Annotated in this window: 26 protein-coding genes and 1 tRNA gene; 26 read left to right on the top strand and 1 reads right to left on the bottom strand. The window is 61.6% G+C overall.

Annotated features, from left to right (window positions below; genetic code table 11):
- The 10 genes from P3T40_RS16815 (at position 1) to P3T40_RS16770 (ending at position 4,012) form a co-directional block, all read left to right on the top strand.
- Positions 1-426 carry a nuclease domain-containing protein gene (locus P3T40_RS16815; protein ID WP_429269017.1) on the top strand — a complete coding sequence of 142 codons (426 nt, stop codon included), beginning with the start codon at positions 1-3 and terminating at the stop codon, positions 424-426.
- Positions 423-1,154, top strand: coding sequence for a metallophosphoesterase (locus P3T40_RS16810; RefSeq protein ID WP_429268850.1), 732 nt, complete (start codon positions 423-425; stop codon positions 1,152-1,154). Before P3T40_RS16815 ends, P3T40_RS16810 begins: the two co-directional genes overlap by 4 nt.
- Positions 1,151-1,345, top strand: coding sequence for a hypothetical protein (locus P3T40_RS16805; protein ID WP_429268849.1), 195 nt, complete (start codon positions 1,151-1,153; stop codon positions 1,343-1,345). Before P3T40_RS16810 ends, P3T40_RS16805 begins: the two co-directional genes overlap by 4 nt.
- A complete protein-coding gene (locus P3T40_RS16800) occupies positions 1,345-1,812 on the top strand; it encodes an XF1762 family protein (RefSeq protein ID WP_429268848.1) in 468 nt (155 codons plus the stop codon). The genes P3T40_RS16805 and P3T40_RS16800 overlap by 1 nt, the downstream gene beginning before the upstream one ends.
- Positions 1,809-2,066 carry a hypothetical protein gene (locus tag P3T40_RS16795; protein WP_429268847.1) on the top strand — a complete coding sequence of 86 codons (258 nt, stop codon included), beginning with the start codon at positions 1,809-1,811 and terminating at the stop codon, positions 2,064-2,066. The genes P3T40_RS16800 and P3T40_RS16795 overlap by 4 nt, the downstream gene beginning before the upstream one ends.
- Entirely contained in the window at positions 2,066-2,662 is a 597-nt protein-coding gene (locus P3T40_RS16790) for a DNA-binding protein (RefSeq protein ID WP_429268846.1), read from the top strand. Before P3T40_RS16795 ends, P3T40_RS16790 begins: the two co-directional genes overlap by 1 nt.
- A 125-nt stretch (positions 2,663-2,787) precedes the next feature.
- The gene (locus P3T40_RS16785; RefSeq protein WP_429268845.1) at positions 2,788-3,027 is read left to right on the top strand and encodes a hypothetical protein; all 240 of its coding nucleotides are present in this window, start codon (positions 2,788-2,790) and stop codon (positions 3,025-3,027) included.
- 119 nt (positions 3,028-3,146) lie between these two features.
- The gene (locus P3T40_RS16780) at positions 3,147-3,401 is read left to right on the top strand and encodes a hypothetical protein (protein WP_429268844.1); all 255 of its coding nucleotides are present in this window, start codon (positions 3,147-3,149) and stop codon (positions 3,399-3,401) included.
- Positions 3,402-3,641: 240 nt separating this feature from the next.
- Positions 3,642-3,926: a phage capsid protein gene (locus P3T40_RS16775; RefSeq protein ID WP_429268843.1), complete on the top strand. Its 285-nt coding sequence runs from the start codon at positions 3,642-3,644 to the stop codon at positions 3,924-3,926.
- Positions 3,927-3,935: 9 nt separating this feature from the next.
- Positions 3,936-4,012: transfer RNA gene (locus tag P3T40_RS16770), tRNA-Met, on the top strand.
- A 68-nt stretch (positions 4,013-4,080) separates the two neighbouring features.
- Here P3T40_RS16770 and P3T40_RS16765 read toward each other — a convergent pair.
- Positions 4,081-4,257 (bottom strand): hypothetical protein, encoded by a 177-nt coding sequence (locus P3T40_RS16765; RefSeq protein ID WP_429268842.1) that lies wholly within the window; start codon positions 4,255-4,257, stop codon positions 4,081-4,083.
- Positions 4,258-4,514: 257 nt separating this feature from the next.
- On the opposite strand from P3T40_RS16765, the gene P3T40_RS16760 reads away from it, so the two are divergent.
- The 16 genes from P3T40_RS16760 (at position 4,515) to P3T40_RS16685 (ending at position 18,780) form a co-directional block, all read left to right on the top strand.
- The gene (locus P3T40_RS16760; RefSeq protein WP_429268841.1) at positions 4,515-4,766 is read left to right on the top strand and encodes a hypothetical protein; all 252 of its coding nucleotides are present in this window, start codon (positions 4,515-4,517) and stop codon (positions 4,764-4,766) included.
- 60 nt (positions 4,767-4,826) lie between these two features.
- Positions 4,827-5,174, top strand: coding sequence for a Gp49 family protein (locus tag P3T40_RS16755; RefSeq protein ID WP_429269016.1), 348 nt, complete (start codon positions 4,827-4,829; stop codon positions 5,172-5,174).
- 9 nt (positions 5,175-5,183) lie between these two features.
- Positions 5,184-5,774, top strand: coding sequence for a helix-turn-helix domain-containing protein (locus P3T40_RS16750; protein ID WP_429268840.1), 591 nt, complete (start codon positions 5,184-5,186; stop codon positions 5,772-5,774).
- Positions 5,775-7,388, top strand: coding sequence for a phage terminase large subunit (gene terL / locus P3T40_RS16745; protein WP_429268839.1), 1,614 nt, complete (start codon positions 5,775-5,777; stop codon positions 7,386-7,388).
- A 7-nt stretch (positions 7,389-7,395) separates the two neighbouring features.
- Complete coding sequence (locus tag P3T40_RS16740) at positions 7,396-8,910, top strand: phage portal protein (RefSeq protein WP_429268838.1); 1,515 nt, start codon at positions 7,396-7,398, stop codon at positions 8,908-8,910.
- Entirely contained in the window at positions 8,903-10,846 is a 1,944-nt protein-coding gene (locus P3T40_RS16735) for a hypothetical protein (protein ID WP_429268837.1), read from the top strand. Before P3T40_RS16740 ends, P3T40_RS16735 begins: the two co-directional genes overlap by 8 nt.
- Positions 10,847-10,976: 130 nt before the next feature.
- A complete protein-coding gene (locus P3T40_RS16730) occupies positions 10,977-12,584 on the top strand; it encodes a hypothetical protein (RefSeq protein ID WP_429268836.1) in 1,608 nt (535 codons plus the stop codon).
- 66 nt (positions 12,585-12,650) lie between these two features.
- Complete coding sequence (locus P3T40_RS16725; protein WP_429268835.1) at positions 12,651-12,899, top strand: hypothetical protein; 249 nt, start codon at positions 12,651-12,653, stop codon at positions 12,897-12,899.
- Position 12,900: 1 nt separating this feature from the next.
- Complete coding sequence (locus P3T40_RS16720) at positions 12,901-13,725, top strand: hypothetical protein (protein ID WP_429268834.1); 825 nt, start codon at positions 12,901-12,903, stop codon at positions 13,723-13,725.
- On the top strand, positions 13,722-14,075 hold the full coding sequence (locus P3T40_RS16715; protein WP_429268833.1) for a hypothetical protein: 354 nt from the start codon (positions 13,722-13,724) through the stop codon (positions 14,073-14,075). The genes P3T40_RS16720 and P3T40_RS16715 overlap by 4 nt, the downstream gene beginning before the upstream one ends.
- On the top strand, positions 14,075-14,929 hold the full coding sequence (locus P3T40_RS16710) for a hypothetical protein (protein ID WP_429268832.1): 855 nt from the start codon (positions 14,075-14,077) through the stop codon (positions 14,927-14,929). The genes P3T40_RS16715 and P3T40_RS16710 overlap by 1 nt, the downstream gene beginning before the upstream one ends.
- A gap of 75 nt (positions 14,930-15,004) precedes the next feature.
- On the top strand, positions 15,005-16,903 hold the full coding sequence (locus tag P3T40_RS16705) for a hypothetical protein (RefSeq protein WP_429268831.1): 1,899 nt from the start codon (positions 15,005-15,007) through the stop codon (positions 16,901-16,903).
- Positions 16,904-16,970: 67 nt separating this feature from the next.
- Complete coding sequence (locus P3T40_RS16700) at positions 16,971-17,405, top strand: hypothetical protein (RefSeq protein WP_429268830.1); 435 nt, start codon at positions 16,971-16,973, stop codon at positions 17,403-17,405.
- 324 nt (positions 17,406-17,729) lie between these two features.
- Positions 17,730-18,128: a hypothetical protein gene (locus P3T40_RS16695; RefSeq protein WP_429268829.1), complete on the top strand. Its 399-nt coding sequence runs from the start codon at positions 17,730-17,732 to the stop codon at positions 18,126-18,128.
- Between the two features lie 38 nt (positions 18,129-18,166).
- Entirely contained in the window at positions 18,167-18,292 is a 126-nt protein-coding gene (locus tag P3T40_RS16690) for a hypothetical protein (protein WP_429268828.1), read from the top strand.
- Complete coding sequence (locus tag P3T40_RS16685) at positions 18,292-18,780, top strand: hypothetical protein (protein WP_429268827.1); 489 nt, start codon at positions 18,292-18,294, stop codon at positions 18,778-18,780. Before P3T40_RS16690 ends, P3T40_RS16685 begins: the two co-directional genes overlap by 1 nt.
- The last annotated feature ends 1 nt before the right edge of the window (position 18,781 follow it).

Raw genomic sequence — 18,781 nt, 5'->3', positions numbered from 1 at the left:
CTGAAGCGTACCGGCTTCTCCCGAAAAGGCTCACCCAAGCCCTTCGCGCTCGCCGACCGCGCGACAACGTTGCGCCGCACGGCGATCAAATCGCGCACGAAGAAACCCACCGTCGCCGAGGGATCGAAGTATCTGGCGGCATGTCGTGGTGAGCCGTGCTACGCGCGCATCGTCGGCGTGTGCTGGGGTGATACCGAAAGCGTAGTCCCGGCGCACAGCAACCAGGCCAAACACGGTAAGTCGATGGGCCGCAAGGCAGATCACATCTTTACCGTGCCAATGTGTTTCGCGTGCCATCAATGGACCGACCAGGGTAAGGCGACGCGCGAGCAGAAGTTTGCGGCGTGGGATGCGGCGTATGCCGAGTGGGAGCCGGTGCGGGCGCGGAAATTGGGAATTGAGGTCAACCAACTGGAGGCAGCTTGAACACGTTCGTCAAACGCTTCGCCCGAAACACAGTGGGCCGCGACTTCGCCGTCGGCGACATCCACGGCCATTTCTCGCGCCTCGCCGCCGCGCTCGTAGAGATCGGCTTCGATGAGTCGACGGACCGCCTGTTTAGTGTGGGCGATCTGGTTGACCGCGGTCCCGAGTCGCACCTCGCGCTCGACTGGATCAACAAGCCCTGGTTCCACGCCGTGCAGGGTAACCACGAAGACATGGCGGTCCGGTGGCCGAACGGCAACATGGACGCGGTCAACTACACGGCCAACGGCGGCGCATGGAACGTCGCCAATACGCCGGATGTGCAGCGGCAGTTTAGCGATGCGTTCGGGGCCCTGCCGGTTGCCAATCAGGTTGAGACCGAGACTGGGCCGGTGGGCATCGTGCACGCCGATTGCCCGTTTCCAACGTGGCGCGATTTTGTTGTATCGCTTGAAGATCCAGGTGTCTCCAAGGGCATGCACGGGCGCATCACGGACGCGGCGATGTGGTCACGCGAGCGGATTCAGTCCGAAGACCAAACCGGCATCCCTGATGTGCGTGCCGTGATCGTCGGCCATACGCCACTCAAGCGCCCCGCCGTGCTCGGGAACGTCTATCACATCGACACCGGCGGCTGGCTGCGGGACGGCTATTTCACCTTCATCAACCTAGCGACGCTGGGGACCATTTCGGCGGTGCAACAGAAGATCGATTGGAGCGAAGCGTGAACCAAGACACCAAAACCTGTGGCGACTGCGAATACTTCGACCGCTTCACCGACGACTGCCTCAACAGCAACGGCACGCGATTCCAGACGACCGGTGCGAATGAGGCGTGTATCGCGTTCTATCCCGATACGACGGCGCGCACGTGTCTGGCTTGCGGGTCGCCGGCGGACGTCAATCACTGTGGGCACTAATGAGCTTGCAAATCGTCCCGATCAGCCTCGCCGAGGCGAATGCCTTTGTAGCCGAGCACCACCGCCATCACGCGCCGGTCGTCGGACACAAGTTCAGCATCGCGGCCGCGCGCTACTACGCGCCTGAGGTCGACGATCCGGTGATCTGTGGTGTGGCAATCGTTGGCAGGCCTGTTGCGCGCGGCAATGACGACGGATGGACGCTTGAAGTGAACCGTTGCTGCACCGACGGCACCCGGAACGCGTGCTCGATGTTGTATCGCGCAGCTTGGCGCGCCGTAAGCGCAATGGGCTATCGCCGCCTCATCACGTACACGCTGCCAGCTGAGGGCGGCGCGAGTTTGCGCGGTGCCGGTTGGCGGCTCATCGGCGAGCGCGGCGGCGGCAACTGGAACACGCCGGCGCGGCCGCGCATTGATACCGACGCCACGCTGCGCGGGCAGAAGCTGCTCTGGGAGGTGTCTTGAGCGCCAATTGGCCCGCAGCTGATGACCCGGTGATCGTCCTGCAACGCAAGCAGCGCGAATGCTGCCACGGCTGCCGGTTCAACGATCAGGACCGCACGCCGGGCTTTGAGAAATTCGTTTGCAGGAAAGCAATGAGAAAGGCAGTGACCGACCTATATGAGTCGGAACGGTGTTTGAAGTACAGCGAAAAAGAAGCCGCCAATAAGGCGGCTAAAAAGTCAAAGCGCCCATATTCTACCCGAAAGGACTACTAATGGACGCGATCGAATTTAAATCAGCCTTTGATGCAGTGCGGTTCGCTCTTTGCTATTCGTCGCAACAGTATGGCGAGACGCCGATGGCAAAGCGATTGCGCGGTGAGTCAACCGGCACAGGAATGGGACTGGTTGGATTGGACGGCGCCGGGCAGGCGGGCATCATCCGGCGAGAGCTGTGGGAACTGTCCGACCTGCAGCTCGCCGTCGTCGTCGCTGGAGCGGCATTGCCGGATGTGCCGTGCGACTGTAGCCGGGCCTGCTGTTCCGGGCGCACGCCTAACCCGGAATGGAACGCGGCCATCACCTACCTGACCGAAATCTCGCGCGCGTACTGCGACGGCTTCTCTCACTATCGCGTTCGGTGGGCTATCGTTGAAAAGGTCTTTGGGGTGAAACGCTCGCTTGAGGATGTGGCGAAGGATTGCGACGCCGCCGTCAAGACGGTCAGCAACCATCACGCATCCGTGCGGCGGTGGATCGATGGGAACAAGAAGACCGACGAGAAAGGCATCCGCGCCGGGATCTGGGAGATAGTCGAGCAGCGTCTCGACGAGATCGGCCTCATCAAACGGGAAATTGCGGCCACCGCATGATTTTTCTTGAATTTTCCGGAAAAACCGGTAAAAATCGGCCTTACTCGATACACGTCGAAATTGTCTCCAAGCCCCGCCCTCACCCGGCGGGGCTTTTCCGTTTACGCCCTTTGATGGAGGAAAGCATGACCGTCCGAGCAAAGTTTCGTCTCAGCGATATCACCGAACATCACTGGCCGTGGACTAAGGCACCCGCGAAGACGCTGAAATTCACCGCCGATTACGATCCGTCGATTCCTGAAGATCAACGCTTTCAGGAAGCTACACCGACCGGTCAGTTCGAGATGCTGTGCACGAACCCCGTCGCGCTCGCTCAATTCGAGCTTGGAAAGTCGTACTACTTCGACATGACGCCGGCCGAGTAACCACCGTGGATGACATCGCTGAAGCATTCGCAGGCGGTCTCGCCCTGGCGGCGCTTTGGCACCTTGCTTGCGGAACGCTGCTTACGGAATGGGCCGACTGGCTATTGGAGTTGTGATCTATGAAATTCACGCATCAAGCTAATCCTGTTCGCGTCAATGCGAAACGGATCGTCGAGTTGGAAGAGCGGGACGATTATTCGATGGACGTGCGCCTGGATGAGGGCAATGGCCAGTTCTCCGCGCAGCATCTGACCAACGTGATGCTCTCGCGCTACAAACCCGTCATTGGCGATTATGTGGTTACGCAGGAAGATTTCTACGTCTATGTGAATCCAAAGGATGTATTCGAGCGCAAGTACAGCGCAATCGACTGATGTCCCGCTTTCGCCGTCACGCGCAGGTTGGCTGCGCAGAGTAGATCCGGACGGCGGGAGCACCCTCGCGCATTGCGCTCAGCTTAATCTGCTGAGGGGTCGTTCCGGAGCGGCATTAACCTGGGGCTGCTGGGCGCAATACGTGAGGGCACGCACCCCGAAGAGCGCCCCACCGGGTCAAACAGGCTGCCGCCATACGACTTGTCGGGGTGCGTGGCTCTCTTCATATTGGAAAGACGCATGCACGGAATGATCCTCAAGCCAACGGACATCGATTACTCCGATCTGGAGGAATTCGGCCGAATCACGATCGATCACACCTCGCGTGGGGTTGAGATCACGGTCGACGGATTTCAGTTCGCTGGCGCTGGCACCTGTCGGCAGCACAACACGAAGGCGCTTGCATGGGCACGTGACGTGCTGGCCGCCAAGATCGAGGCAAACGCGCTGGTGCCGGGCGGCTTCATCATTTCGATCGCCGATATGGATCAGGGGCAACTCGACGAAGAGCGGTCCGCGAAATAGTTTCCCTGTTGCGGGGTGGCGCAATTGGCAGCGCGCCGGGCTCATAACCCGGAGGTTGGAGGTTCAAGTCCTCCCTTCCGCAACCACCCTGTCTCCTCCAGCGATCCTCGCGCTGGATTCGCCCGCATGGCTTCGGCCATCGCGGGCTTTTTTATTACGGCTTCTGGCGTTGCATAATCGCTGCTGTCTCGTGGGGCAGACCTCCAAGCCTTAGATTCATCAGTTCGGCGTGCAGCTTCAGCGCCTCGATGATGAGTTTTGTGTCCAGATTCCCTCCCTTGGCGATTAGATCGTCGAAGCGTTTCCAGATGTCCTGAATTTGCTGGGTCATGACAACTCCTTTTGTGTGTGGAGTATTCATCCTAGAAGAAAACCGGCAACCGTGTTCCAAGTAGTTGGCGTCGTGAAATTTCCGGCGAAATAACTTAGTTGACAAACATTGCTTTCATCCCGCAAGCCGTGAGTGCGGACAACCGCGGCAGCCAGCCGACAGTTTTGGAAGCCCACCTCCTTTCCCGGCGCAATGCCGGTTTCAAGCGGCGCTGGGCGGCTGGCAACCATTCAACCTCAACCAAAAGGTAAAAGCGCATGAGCAAGTCTCTACTGGGTTTCACCTTCCGCGATTCCGTGACGGGCTTCGAAGGCGTCGCAACTGGCCACGTCGAGTACATCACCGGTTGCGATCAACTTCTGTTGGTGCCGAGCGTCGACGAGAGCGGAAAACTCCGCGACTCGAACTGGTTCGATACGCAACGATGCGTCATGGTCCCGGCGAAAGAGCGGGTCGTCGTCGACAACTCGGAATTCAACGGCCCGGACAAAGCTGCGCCCAAGCGCTGAGCGGCGGCCCACAACCCTTTAACCTCCAACCAAAAGGTAATTGTAATGAGCTAAGCAGCCATTGAGAAAGAGATTCAGGACAAGGGGCTGAATGCGCCGCGCGTCACACCCGCCAGCATCGATGCACTAATCATCGACGAGTTGTACTTCACGGCATATGAGGCGTCGATCGGTCAGGATGTCTCGCCCCAAGAGCGCCCGCTAGTCGCCATGCAGGCTCACGGCCTTCTGACGTTCTGCGTCCTCACGCTGCGCAACGGCTTCACCGTGACCGGCGAGAGCGCGTGCGCGTCGCCTGAGAACTTCAACGCCGAGATCGGCCGCAAGATCGCGCGTGAGAATGCCCGCGCGAAGGTTTGGCCGCTCGAAGGCTATCTGCTGAAGCAGCGGTTGGCGGACGCACTGTAGAGATGGATCATGGGCCGCAAATCAGTTTTGACGCCCGAACAATGGGCTGAGATTGAACGGCGACATCTGGTCGATGGTGAGTCAATCAACTCCCTCGCAAAAGAGTTCGGAGTTAATGAAGGCACGATTCGGAAGAAAATATATCCGAATAGATCCGAACGGCCGAAAGCAGAGAAACCCTTATCGGATCTGGCTCGCGAGAAAGTTGAGGCCGATAAGCGAGTCAAGGATATTTCCGAAAAGATCGCCGAACTTCCGATATCGCGCCAGCAGATCGTGAATGATCTGGCTCGCAAGCTGACCAACATCAGCGAGCATCTCGCATCGGCGGCTGAACACAGCGCAGCTTCTTCGCATCGCCTCTCGATCCTCGCCAACCAGCAGCTCGAGAAGGTTGACGATGTGAATCCGATGGCGAGCATGGCCGAGTTAGGCCTCGCTGTGACGCTCCAGAAGATGGCGAACACATCGAGCGAGATCGGACTAAATCTGCTGCGCGCGAACAAAGACACGGTTGACGAGCTCAATCGCCGCGGCGCGGATCCTGATACGGGCTCCGGCGTCGCCATCTATGAGTTACCGAACAACGGACGCGGATAAATGGCTATCAGGCCGCAAGCTGGGCCTCAGACAGCCTTCCTATCAACGCCCGCGGATATCGCCATCTATGGGGGTAGTGCCGGCGGCGGGAAAACCTGGTCGATCCTGCTCGAGCCGCTTCGTCACATAGGCAACGGCGACTTTGACGCGGTTATCTTCCGGCGCAACCTGACGCAGGTAACGAACCCGGGCGGCTTGTGGGATGAGGCCGGGAAGCTGTACCGAGCCATACGCGGCACCGACTCGGTAAAGAACCCGCTTCAGTGGACATTCAAAGCTGGCGCACGCGTGCGGTTCGCGCACCTGACGAATGAGGACACGGTTCTCGATTGGCAGGGGTCGCAGATCCCGCTGATCGCGTTCGATGAACTGACGCACTTCACGCGCGCGCAGTTCTTCTACATGCTGTCGCGCAACCGCTCGATGAGCGGCGTCAAGCCGTACATTCGCGCGACATGCAACCCGGACGCGGATAGCTGGGTCGCCGAGTTCATTGCGTGGTGGATTGACCAGGACACGGGTCTGCCGATCCCCGAGCGCTCCGGCGCGCTGCGCTATTTCGTGCGCGTGAACGATGCGCTGATCTGGGCGGACACGGCCGATGAGCTAACCCACCATCTGCCGCAGATGGATGAGTTGCCGGAAGGCACGGAACTGAGCGACCTGATCAAGTCGGTTACGTTCATTCCCTCGAAGCTGACCGATAACCGCGCGCTGATGCATGCGGACCCCAGCTATCTCGCTAACCTGCTGTCGTTGCCTACCGTCGAGCGCGAACGCCTGCTCGGCGGCAACTGGAAGATCCGGCCCGCTGCCGGCATGTACTTCCAGCGCTCATGGTGCGAAGTGGTCGACGCGGTGCCTGCGGGGCTCTCTGTCGTGCGCTACTGGGACCGGGCGGCCACGGAGAAGAAGGAGCACAACGACCCGGACTGGACCGTTGGCACGAAGCTGGGCTATGACGCCGAGCACGGCATCTATTACGTGATGCACGTTGAGCGCATGCGTGTTGGCCCGTTCGAGGTCGAGAAAGCCCTCAAGAACACCGCGTCGGCTGACGGCTCATCCGTGCGCGTAGGCAGTGCGCAGGATCCCGGGCAGGCCGGCAAGTTTCAGGCGCAACACACCGCGAAGCTGCTCGACGGTTACGACAGCTGGTCGGAGCGCGAGACGGGCGACAAGGTGGTGCGCTTTGGTCCTGTCAGCGCTCAGGCGAAGGCCGGCAACGTGAAGGTGCTGCGCGGGACGTGGAATGACGTGTGGTTCTCGTCGCTCGAAGCCTTCCCCGAAGCCGCGCACGACGACGACGCGGACAGCCTGGCCGGTGCGCACCGCATGCTCAGCACCGGCTACAGCGGCGAGGCAATGACGCGCCATTACGCGAAGCTGATGGAGCAACGCGCGCAGAAGTCGCCGGACGCACCGAAGGCGCCCGCGCTGCCGTGGCACAAACCTGCGGCTGAAGAGCCCGAGCCGAACGAAGCGCTCGACGCGTATCTGAGCACCACGAACCGATACACCGGAGTCTCGCTGATGTGCGCGCGTTGCGGGCACCCGCTCGGTGATACCAAGATAAGCGACGGCGTGAGCGCGTGGCACCCCGAATGCAGATAGGACATCCATGCGCAAGAGCAAACATCGCAACCTGACGAAGGGCCCGGCAGTGACGCCTGGCTCACTGTCAGGTCCAGTGAACGCCAATTTTGGTCAGCCGGGACGCGTCGGTGCGCCCGGTTCGATCCCGGTGGCCACTGAATCGCGATCGCAGTATGCAAACCTGCGCCCGATCCAGCCGCCCAATGAGATTAATGATGTCGACATCAATCTCAACTGGTTCAGCCCGTTCCAGCCGATCACGCCATTCGGGCCGCCATACGTCGATAGTCCCAGGGAATTCGACTACGAGGTTGGCTATAACCTCCAGTACGTCCCGGCCCGCATCCAGCTATTCGGTGCGCTTCAGGCGATGTCGACGTGGGGCATCCTGCGCGGGCTCATCGAGCGCCGCAAGGATCGGTTCCTGCGCCAGCCGTGGGAGATTCGCCTAATCGGCAAGGAAGGTGTGCACGACCCGCGCATCGACGAGTTGAACAAGTTCTTCCGCAAGCCGGACGGGAAAAACCGTTTCAGCAAGTGGGCGCGTCTGCTGCTCGAGGACCTGCTGGTGATCGACGCGCCGTCTATCTTCCTGCCGCAGACCCGCGGCGGTAAGCCGCTGCGTGCCGAGATTCTCCAGGGCGACAGCATCTTCCCGCTGATCGACGATCTGGGGCGCCGGCCGGACTACCCGCAGCCCGCGTTTCAGCAGCGCGTTAAGGGGTTGCCTATGGTCAACCTCAACGAGCGCGAGATGATCTACGCGCCGATGCGCCCGCGCCCGCAGATGCCGATCTACGGCTATTCGCCGGTGGAGCAGGTCCAGCAAGAGATTCTGCTGGGCATCCGGCGCACGGTGTACCAGAACAACTTCTACACCGAAGGGTCGATGCCGGAGACGATCATCGGTGTGCCCGAAGCATGGACGCCGCAGCAGATCGCCAACTTTCAGGGGTTCTTCGACGCCCTGCTCGCCGGCAACCAGCACGACAAATCGAAGGTGCGCTTTGTGCCGGGCGGCATGAAGCCGTACGACATCAAGAATGCCAACGGCGAGTCGTTGAAGTGCGAGATCGACGAATGGGTCGCGCGTATCTGCTGCTTCGCGTTCTCGGAGTCGCCTGAGCCGTTCATTCGCATGATGAACCGCTCGACCGCGGAGACCGCCGACGAGGCTTCCGAGGAAGTTGCGTTGCAGCCGCTGAATCAGTGGTTCACCGAAGAGGTGATGAACGAGATCATCCAGGATCGTTTCGGCTATGACGACATGGAGTTCGCGATCAAGAGCGCGCGACAGGTCGATCCGAAGCTGCAGGCTGAGACGCACGTGATGAAGGTCGACGCTGGCCTGATGACCCGTAACGAGGCACGCAAGGAAGACAATCTGCCGCCGATGAATGGCGGCGACGACCTGACCGTGACCACGAGCAAGGGCGTGTTCCGCCTCGAGGACTCGATCGCCACCGGCGAGGCGCTGGCCGATCAGGCAGCCAACCCACCGGAACCCGCCGGCAAACCGCAAGGTAAATCCAATGAGTGACACGATCAACGTCTTCGTTCCGATCCGCAAGATCGACGAAGAGAACCGGCTTGTCTATGGCGTGGTGACTGAGGAAGTCCCTGACAAGGACGATGAGATCCTCGATTACGCGTCGTCGAAGCCGTATTTCCAGCAGTGGTCCGACGAGATCTCGAAGGCCACCGACGGCAAGAGCCTCGGCAACATCCGCGTGATGCACGGACCGAAAGCGGCCGGCAAGATGATCGACCTGCAGTTCATTGACGCTGACCGGCGCATTGAAACGTGCGCGAAGATCATCGACGACGAGGAGTGGCAGAAGGTCAAGGAAGGCGTGTACACCGGATTCTCTGTCGGCGGCCAGTACAAGAAGCGCTGGGACGACCCGACGCAGCCGAAATTCACGCGCTTTACCGCCGTGCCGTCCGAAGTCAGCCTTGTTGATAACCCGTGCGTGCCCACTGCGCATTTCACGGTGATCAAGGCCAACGGCATCACTGAAGACCGCCTGTTCAAGACGCAGGCGCCCGCCGAGGTGACGCCTAAAGCACCAGCCGTGACGATCGACGAACAGGAAATCGGCCTGCTCGGCAAGCTGCTGCGCAAGCTGTTCGGCAAGAGCGCCGACGACTATGCGCGCGATGGTTTTAGCCGTCCGGCGCCTGACGTTGAAAAGCGCGAGTTCTCGAGTGCGGAGCGCCAGCACGATGCATCGACGGGTGCCGCGCTGCCTGACGGTTCATTCCCAATCGAAAGCGAAGGGGATCTGAAGAACGCGATCGATGCCTACGGCCGCGCCAAGGATAAGGGAGAAGCCAAGGCGCACATCGAGGCGCGCGCCAAATCGCTCGACCTGACCCACCTGCTACCCGAAGACTGGGGCAGCAGCACGAAGGCCGCACACGACGAGCTGGAAAAGTCGCTGCGCCTGCTCTACCCGCTTGCCAGTGCGTTCGAAGGCATCCGTGACGCACAACGTGACCGCCTCCGCGAGGGGCAGGTCGAAAACGATGCAGGGGACGACGCCATTGCTAGAGACCTTGGTGACGTCGCCTCGAAGCTGGCCTCCGTAATGGGCCAGATTGCGGAGCACGAGGGCGCTGAAGCCACCGCGTTGACCGACGCGGACGACATTGTCTTCGCTCAACTCTATGGTCTAACCCTTAACGGAGCATCAAAGATGACCCCCGAAGAAGAACTGCAGAAGCGCGCCAGCGGCAAGGCGAATATCGAAAAGGCCAAGGGCCACCTCGCGAAAGCGATGGGCTGCCAGAAGGACTGCATGTCCGCAATGGCGAAGCTCGCGGGCCTGCACGTCGAGCACCACAAGGCCGCGAAGGCTGACGGCAAGAGCGAGTTCGATCACGGCACGGCCGCGAAGCTCATCGCCAAGGCGCACGGTCACCTGACTGAAATGGCTGATCACCACGAACTCGCGCACAGCGCGCTCGAGCGCGCACATTCGGCGGGCGGCAATGCTGCCGATCATGGCGGCCAGGGTGGCGGCACGCAAGCCAATAGCCCGGCACCCGGCACGAAGGTACCGGAAGGCGAATTCACCGACCTCGACCTCGCGCGTCTGACTGAGGGTTTCGTGCCTGACTACGACGCCACGCAGCCCTACGCCGGCAAGGCCGCGGGCTCGAACGACGAGCTGATCAAGGCGCTGACCGACGCCGCATACCTGCGCGGCAAGGTCGAGGCGCTGGAAAAGATGCCCGCCACCACCGCGCAGCCGTCGCGCTTCGTCAGCAAGGGCGCATTCCCGGCCTTCGGCGAAACGGTCGACGACAAGACCGCCGCGCTGATGAAGGGCGTCAACTTCGATCCGAACGACGAAGACTCCCGCAACAACGCAGCAGGCAAGGCGATCGGCAACATGATCGGCAACCCGGCGATGTTCGGTAAATCGCTGCTGGACCCCAGCTTTAACGGGCAAGCCGGCGCCAAACGGTAGTCCGGTCTCCAACTCCCAAGAGGGCGTCTTCGGACGCCCTCTTTGCTTTTATCACCAGCGCCCCGAGCGGGCGTCTTCTTCGCCAAAACCGGGCCTCCGGTGAGGCATTGCCACACGGAGCAAAAAAATCATGGGTATGACGCAGAACGACTTCCTGAACGCATTGTTGAAGAACGATGAGTTCATGAAGGGTCTTGGTGACAAGCTTGGCCACCTGGCCAAGGCCGACACGATCTCGAACGCAACCAACCTGCTCTGGTACGACCTGCGCCCTGTGGTGCAGATGCTCTACCCGTTCAAGGAACTGATTCCGCTGATCTCGCGCCTGCCGCGCACGCCCGCTGACGGCGGCAATGCATTCCACTGGAAGCGCATCACCGGCGTGAACGTGAATAACGTCGCGCTCGGCGTTTCCGAAGGTAACCGCGGCGCGCGCATCGCGGTGTCCGAACAGGACCAGATGGCGACGTACAAGACGCTCGGCCTGGAATCGAGCGCCACGTTCGAAGCGCGCCTGGGTTCGAAGAACCTGGAGCCGGAAGCGCTCGGCATCGCGGTCCAGTCGACCCTGCGCTCGACCATGATCGGCGAAGAACAGACCCTGCTGCTGGGCAACGCCAACACGGCACTGGGCACGACGCCGACGCCGACGCTGGTTGCCAGCGGCACGACCGGCACGATCCCGACCGGCAATCTGTATGTGCGCGCCGTTGCGCTTTCAGGCTTCGGCTTCCTGCAAACCACGCCGTACAACAGCACGACGCAGACTGGCGGCGTGCCGGCACAGATCACCAAGAACAACGCCGACGGCAGCGTCGACACGTTCGGCGGTGGTTCGGCCGCACCTTCGGCAGAAGCCAGCGTTGCGGTCACTTCCGGTCAGGTCGTGACCGCCAGTGTGGCCATTGTGCCCGGCGCTGTCGCTTACGCGTGGTACGCGTCGACCGCAACCGGCACGGAAAAGCTGGCAGGCCTCACGCGCGGCAATCAGGCAATCATCGCCTCTGTGCCCGCCAGCACCGCGCAGCCCGTCACGGCCCTGCAGGTCGGCGGCAGCTATCAGGACAACTCGACCAACACCCTGCTGCCCGACGGCATCCTGAGCCAGATCTACGGCAATCCGTACGGCACGGCGTACAGCACCAGCATGGGCACGAATCCGACGTTGCCGAACAACGTCAGCGTGTCGAACGGCGGCTCGCTGATCTACTACTCGCCCACCGGCAACACGGGCCTGACGATCAGCGGCACGAACATCGCCGAGTTCGACGCGATTCTCGAAGCGGCGTACGACCAGTACAAGGTCGGCTACAGCCGCATCCTGATGTCCTCGCGCGATATCTCGGCCTTCATGGGCTCGTTCTTCGGCGAAGGCGCTGCGTCGCAGTTCAAGATCCTGTTCGACGCCGAAGCGCAGACCGGCCGCATCGTCGCGGGCCGTCGCGTGACGTCGTACCTGAACAAGTTCTTCGGCAACACACTCGATATCGACATTCACCCGTTCGTCCCGCCTGGCACGGTCATCTTCTGGTCGGACCGCGTGCCGTACGAACTCTCGGGTGTCGCGAACATCCTCGAAGCGCGCGTGCGGCAGGACTACTACCAGATCCAGTGGCCGCTGCAGAGCCGCCGGTACGAGTACGGCGTGTATGTGGATGAAGTGTTTGCGAACTACTTCACCCCGGGTTTCGCGGCCATCACGAACCTGAACACGCCGAACGGTACGCCGACGATCTAAGCGGCAAGCCGACGATGCAGATGGCGCGCTGTTTAGCGACGGCGCGCCGATCAAAAGGAGTCAGAGATGTCCACATTCAAGGCGCCGGAAGGCGCTACAAGCGTGTCCACCCAGCAGCAGGAATTCGAAGTAGTCAACGGCGTGTTCGCCGTGCCCGATCAGTTCGACGTCCATCTGCTGGCCGTGGGCTTCAAGCGTACCGCGCCCGTCGCGGTCGTCGAACCGGTTGATCCGGTCGAGCCAGTCGAGCCGCTCGATCCGGCTGCGGAGCCGCAAAACACTACCGGCACCACGCCGGCAAAGAAGAAGGGTTGACATGCTAGGCGACCTCACCACGCTCGGAAACGTCACGGCCTATCTGCAGGGTGGCGACAGCGCCGTGCAGACGTCAGACCAGGCGATGGTGCGGCGCCTCATTTCAGCGGCGAGCCGCGCGGTGCTCGGGTATCTCAACCGGGCATCTCTCGTCTCAAAGACATACACCGAGGTGCGCGACGGTACCGGCCAAAGCTCCATGATGCTGCGCCAATGGCCCGTCACGTCGTACACGTCGCTGACGATCGAGAGCACCCCTGTTCCGGCGTCGCCTCCGCCTGCGCAATACGGCTGGCGCGTTGCGACATGGGACGGGGAACTGCCGGGTGCACCGTCGATCCTGTCATTCGTGAGTGGCTATCTGCGCCGCGGTGCGCAGAACATCACGCACGTGTACACGGCAGGCTATCTGGTCACTGGCGAAGCGCAGACGGTCCCGAGCGCGGCGCAGTACCAGATCCCGACAACGTCGCTCAACCAGCAGTTCGCGGCGGATGCAGGTGTGACCTATGCGAACGGCGCGCCACTGGCGAAGGTCACCGGCACGCCAGCGCAAGGTCAATACGTCGCGCCGACAGACGTCGATGGCAACTATGTGTTCGCCGCAGCGGACGCCAGCGCAGGTGTGCTGATCAGTTACAGCTTCACGCCGGCGGATATCCAGCAGGTCGCGATTGAACTGGTCGCGGAACGTTATGCCTACCTGCAGCGCATCGGCGTGTCTTCGCGCGCGGCTGGCGACACGAAAGAGACGTACTGGCCGGTCAAGTTTGACGACCTGATGGCCGAAACCCTGCAGCCTTACCGCAACGTGGCGCCGATATGAGTTTTCTCTATCCCCGCACGATTGCGATCACGCGGCCGAACAACGCCGTACAGGCCGGTTACAACCCGTCCTATAGCGGACTGTCGCCATCGCAGGAAACGCCGATCGCCTCAGATTTGCCCGCGTCGATCCAGTTAAAGAAGGATCGTGGCCGACCCGATACGGGGTTGCCCGGTGACACGTCGGCGAAGTCGCAATGGACGATCCTGATTCCACGGAGCAAGGCTGCGCTCGGCACGATCGAGACGTGGGACGTGATCACGGATGACCTGAATGTCCGGTATCAGGTGCTGGCGCCCTACTGGAATTCGCTCGGATACGCCCTCCTTGCCGAGCGGCTGGAGGTGTAATGGCGAGTTCCCTTGATGTGATGAACGTGATCGCCGAGCAGGTGGCCGCGTTCGTCTATCCGAGTGGCACATCTGAGCCATCGGTTACCGGCGGACTCGTTTCGTGCGTAGCGGGCTGGCCGATAGCGGAGCAACTCGAAAACGGCGTCGACTCGACGACGAGCATAGTCTCCGTCTACTGCCTGCCAGGCGGCCAGAACACAACCCGGTACCCGACGCGGAACCATCGCATCGGCACGACGCCGGTCACGCTCAGCTGGGCGGTCTCCGGCATCACGGCGACGCTCTCAGGCACGGTCTCGACGCCGCAGAACGTCGCGATCATCGTCGACAACGTTGCGTATGTGTACGGCGTGCAGGCCACTGACACCCTGGCAAGCATCGCCGCGGCGCTGGCCGCGCTGATCGTGGTCGACCGGCCGTGCACGTCGTCGGGCGCCGTCATCAGCATTCTGAACGCGCGGACCATCGTCGCGCGCGCGGGCTCTGTATCGAACGTGGCCGCCGAATGGTCGCGTCAGAGGAAGCGGTTTCAGGTCCGCGTGTGGTGCGCAAGCCCGACGTCTCGCGCGCAGATCGTCGACGCGATATTGCCGGGCTTCGCGCCCATGCACTTCATCACGATGCCGGATGGCTACGGTGCCCGGATCCGTTATCAGGACGACGCGCCGATTGATATCACGCAAAAGTCGCTCCTTTACTGCCACGACCTTTTCTACGAGGTCGAGTACGCAACGACCGTGAGCGCGACGGTGCCGCAGGCGATCGTCTGGACCGTCAACGCGTATGGCGGTTCGGCTGTCGACCCGGGCGCCGAGCAGAGCGGCTCACCCAGCATCACCTTCAACTTCTAACGACGCTCCGCGCCACATCACCAGCCACCTTTTTCGGGTGGCTTTTTTATTGCCGCCTCGCAGAGGACCTGAATCGTGAGTACACAATACAGCTTCACTGGCGCGTTCAACGCCGCAACGCTCTCAGTGCCCGGGGCGTACATCAACATCCAGCCGCCGGGCCAGGGACTCATCACGCCGGCGCAAACGGGCCTCATGGCCATCGCCGGCGTCGCGTCGTTCGGGCCAGTGAATCAGGCGACGCCTACTAGCGCGAACTCGCTCTCGCTGTTCGGCAACCCGGTCGTGCGCAATAGCGATCTGGTCACGCACGCGTCGGTCGCACTGCAGGCGCAACAGGCAGCAGGTGCCGGTAGCCTGCTGCTCACCCGCGTGACCGATGGCACCGATACGGCGGCAACCAGCTCGGTTCCGGTCTCCGCGACGGCGGCAACCGGCTCCATTGCATTCTCCGGCCAGCCAAGCCCCGGCGACACCATCACGCTGGGGGGCACTGCGGTGACGTTCGTCTCGGCGCTGACGACCGGCAACCAAGTCCTGATCGGCGGCACGCTTCAGGCGACGCTTGCCGCTGCGGTTGCGTTCCTGTCGGCTTCCGAAGACACCAACCTGGTCAAGTTCACGTATTCGGCCAGCGCGACGCAACTGAATCTCGCCGCGGCAGCGACGGGCACCGCCGGTAACTCGCTGACGCTGGCGAAGACGGGCACCGTCGAAACGGTCTCCGGCGCAACCCTGTCGGGGGGCACCGCAGCCACGACTGGCATGTCGCTGGCCAACAAGTACACCGGCACGACCGGCAACGGCGCCACGTGGAACATCACTCCGGGCTCGAGCTCGACGCCCAGCACGCCGACGTGGAAATTGACGCTGCAGGTCGGCGGCTTCCAGTCCGAGGTCTACGACAACATCGGCGGGACCGGTGCCGCGTTCTGGACGAACGCCGTCAATGCAGTCAACAACGGCAATTCGATCCTGCGCCCGAAGTCGCAATTCTTCGTGGCAACAGCCGGTTCGAGCACGGTGACGCCGACCGTCAGCAACGGCACGTTCAGCGGCGGCACCGACGGCGCGACGACGGTCACGTCTTCCGTGCTGGTGGGCGTCGATACCGCAGGCGCTCGCACGGGCATCTACACGTGGCGCAACAGCGGCGCCGCAGTGGGTGTCGTGGCCGACCTGTGCGACAACACCCAGGAAGCCAACCTGATCGCGCTCGGGCAATCCGAGGGCATTCTTGTCCACGGTGCGGGTGAACCGGGAGAAACAGCGGCGGAAGGCGCGACGAACAAGCAGGCAGTCGGCACGAACAACGTGTGGTATCGCCGGTGGCTCGGTGACTGGGCCTACTGGATGGACAACTACAACGGCCAGCTGCGCCTCATCTCGCCGGCGACATTCGAGGCGGCCCTGCAATCGACCCTGCAGCCGCAGCAATCGACCCTGAACGACGCGACCTACGGCATCGTTTCAACGCAGCGCAGCCAAACGGGAATCCCGTACGCCAGTGACGAGCTGGGCATCCTGATGTCGAACAGCATCGACGTGATCGGCACGCCGTGCCCGGGCGGCTCGTACTTCGGCAGCCTGATCGGCCGCACGTCGTCGTCGGACGCCACGCGCAACACGGACAACTGGCCGGTGCTGACCAACTTCCTCGCGCGCAGCGTGGGCGGCCCAACGGGTGTTGGCACGCTGATCGGCCAGGACATCACGACCGACTTCTGGACCGACGGCTACGACATGCTGCTCGACTGGGCTGAGAACCTGGCCGAAGACAATGTGATCCAGGCTTACCAGATCATCTTCGGGCCGACCGCTTCGCAAAATCCGCAAAGCCAGACCGCACTCGGCGAGGTCGTCGCGCAGGTGAATATCCAGTACTTCGGTATCGCCTCGGTGTTCCTCGTGAACATGCAGACCGGCGCCACCGTCGTCATTCCGCCGACCACCACGACCACCAACGCTTCGTAATCCACCGCAACGCAGATCAAGCCGCCTCGGGCGGCTTTTTTATTGCCTATCGCAGGGAGCTTGAGCCATGCCTCCAGTCAATGATTTCAACGTAGGTAGCGACACTACCATTTCGATCATCAACAGCGGCCAGATCATGAGGTCGTCGATCCTAACCAGCTTCGAGGCTCGGCAGATTACCGCGAGCCTCAAGTCGACAGCCATCGACGGCGTCAACCGCTACGACGAGATCGAGCAGGGTTGGGAGGGCACGCTAGATTTCGACCGCGCCGACTCGATCCTCGATGACTTCTTTGCCGCCAAGGAAGTCGCGCGGTACGCGGGCAATACGCTGCCCACCATCTCCATCACGGAAACCACGACCAACGTCGATGGGACCGTCGTGAAGTACCGCTATCCGCGCTGTGCGCTCAAGTTCGACACCATCGGCGCGCGCAAGGGCGATTCGAAGGTCGAAGAGCGCGTGAGTTGGCGGTCTGGGCGGCGGATCAAGGTGCAGTAAGCACGTCTCTATGCGTGCATTAGGACGTATATGAGAAAGCCAAAAACTGTGAGCGCGCCCACCGAGATGAACCCAATGAAGGCCCAAAACGCCCTCCGAACAGCCTTGCGGTGCTGATATGCGCCACATGCTGGACAGGTCGCGGCGTCCGTGCTGATTTGCCTGCTGCAGTCGATACATTCCCTGAGAGCCACCACACTCCTCCTTCGCTGTTTTCAGATCTTAATTCGGCGCCAGTTTAACGCGGGGCGCACATAGCCACGCCTGACACCCTCTTTTACGTCCAATACGGACAGGAATCGTCAGTAATTGACAGGAATTGACATGACAGAACCGAAACTCAAAAACGTGCGCACTGGCGCGGCCCAAGCCGGCGATGCGCCCAAGCAAGCCGTCGCTGCGGCAAAGAATCAGGTCGAAGTGACCGACAAGAGCGGCCGGAAGATTGTCGTGCGGCGCCTCAACGCGCTCGAAAAGATGCGTCTGTCGAAGATCGCAGGTGCTGACGGGGCTGCCAATCCTACCTATTTCGGTTACGTGATCCTCGCGGCGTCTGTCGCGTCGATCAACGGTGAGCCCGAAGAGTTTCCGATGACGCCGCGCGCGATCGAGGCGCTCATCAGCCAGCTTGATGACGATGGCCTTGCCGCTGTGAGCGAGGGAGTTGCCGAGTTGAACGGCACAACGACCCCGGCGAAGGAAGTCGAACACGCAAAAAACTAGCTGGCTCCGCCGAGTTGCGTGAGCTGACGATGCTCATGATGAACGGCTTCGATCCGGACTTTGCATTGGGCCTAGATCGAGCGGAGCGGCTGGCTTTTTGCGTGATGGTGGGCGAACTCAACGGCGGCCAGTACAACTGGGTGAAGCGCAAGTGGGATAAGTGATGCCTGATTTCAATTCCTTCGGCGATCTGGCGAAACACCTCGAGCGCGTGGCGAAGGCGATGCCGAAGGAAACGGCCAAGACCCTCGAGAAGATCGGCAAGCACGTCGAGCAGGTCGCCAAGGAAAAGATCGGCCACATCCAGGACGCCTCCGGCGAGTTCAATGCGTGGGAGGACCTCGCGTACGACACTCAGGTGGAGCACTTCAGGACGATCGAGCGCGGAGATGCGGCGCCGGATGCTGACGTCAACTCCGCGTTGCTCCTCAAAGGTGATTTGCGCGAGGGTATCGGGCACTCGGTAGAGAAGAGCGGACACGAGCAAACGCTAACGGTGGGCTCCGAATCCGATATCGCGTACTGGCAAGAGATGGGCACCGAAAAGATCCCGCCGCGTCCCGCGATCGGGCCGGCGATGTTCGAAAGCGAGCAGATGGGCCGCGATCTGTTGGGCGAAACGGTTGAATACGTGTTCCGAAAGGCAGTTTAAA

This window comes from Paraburkholderia sp. EB58 (assembly GCF_050436665.1).
Taxonomy (GTDB): domain Bacteria; phylum Pseudomonadota; class Gammaproteobacteria; order Burkholderiales; family Burkholderiaceae; genus Paraburkholderia.
This window is presented reverse-complemented; position numbering and strand designations above follow the sequence as displayed.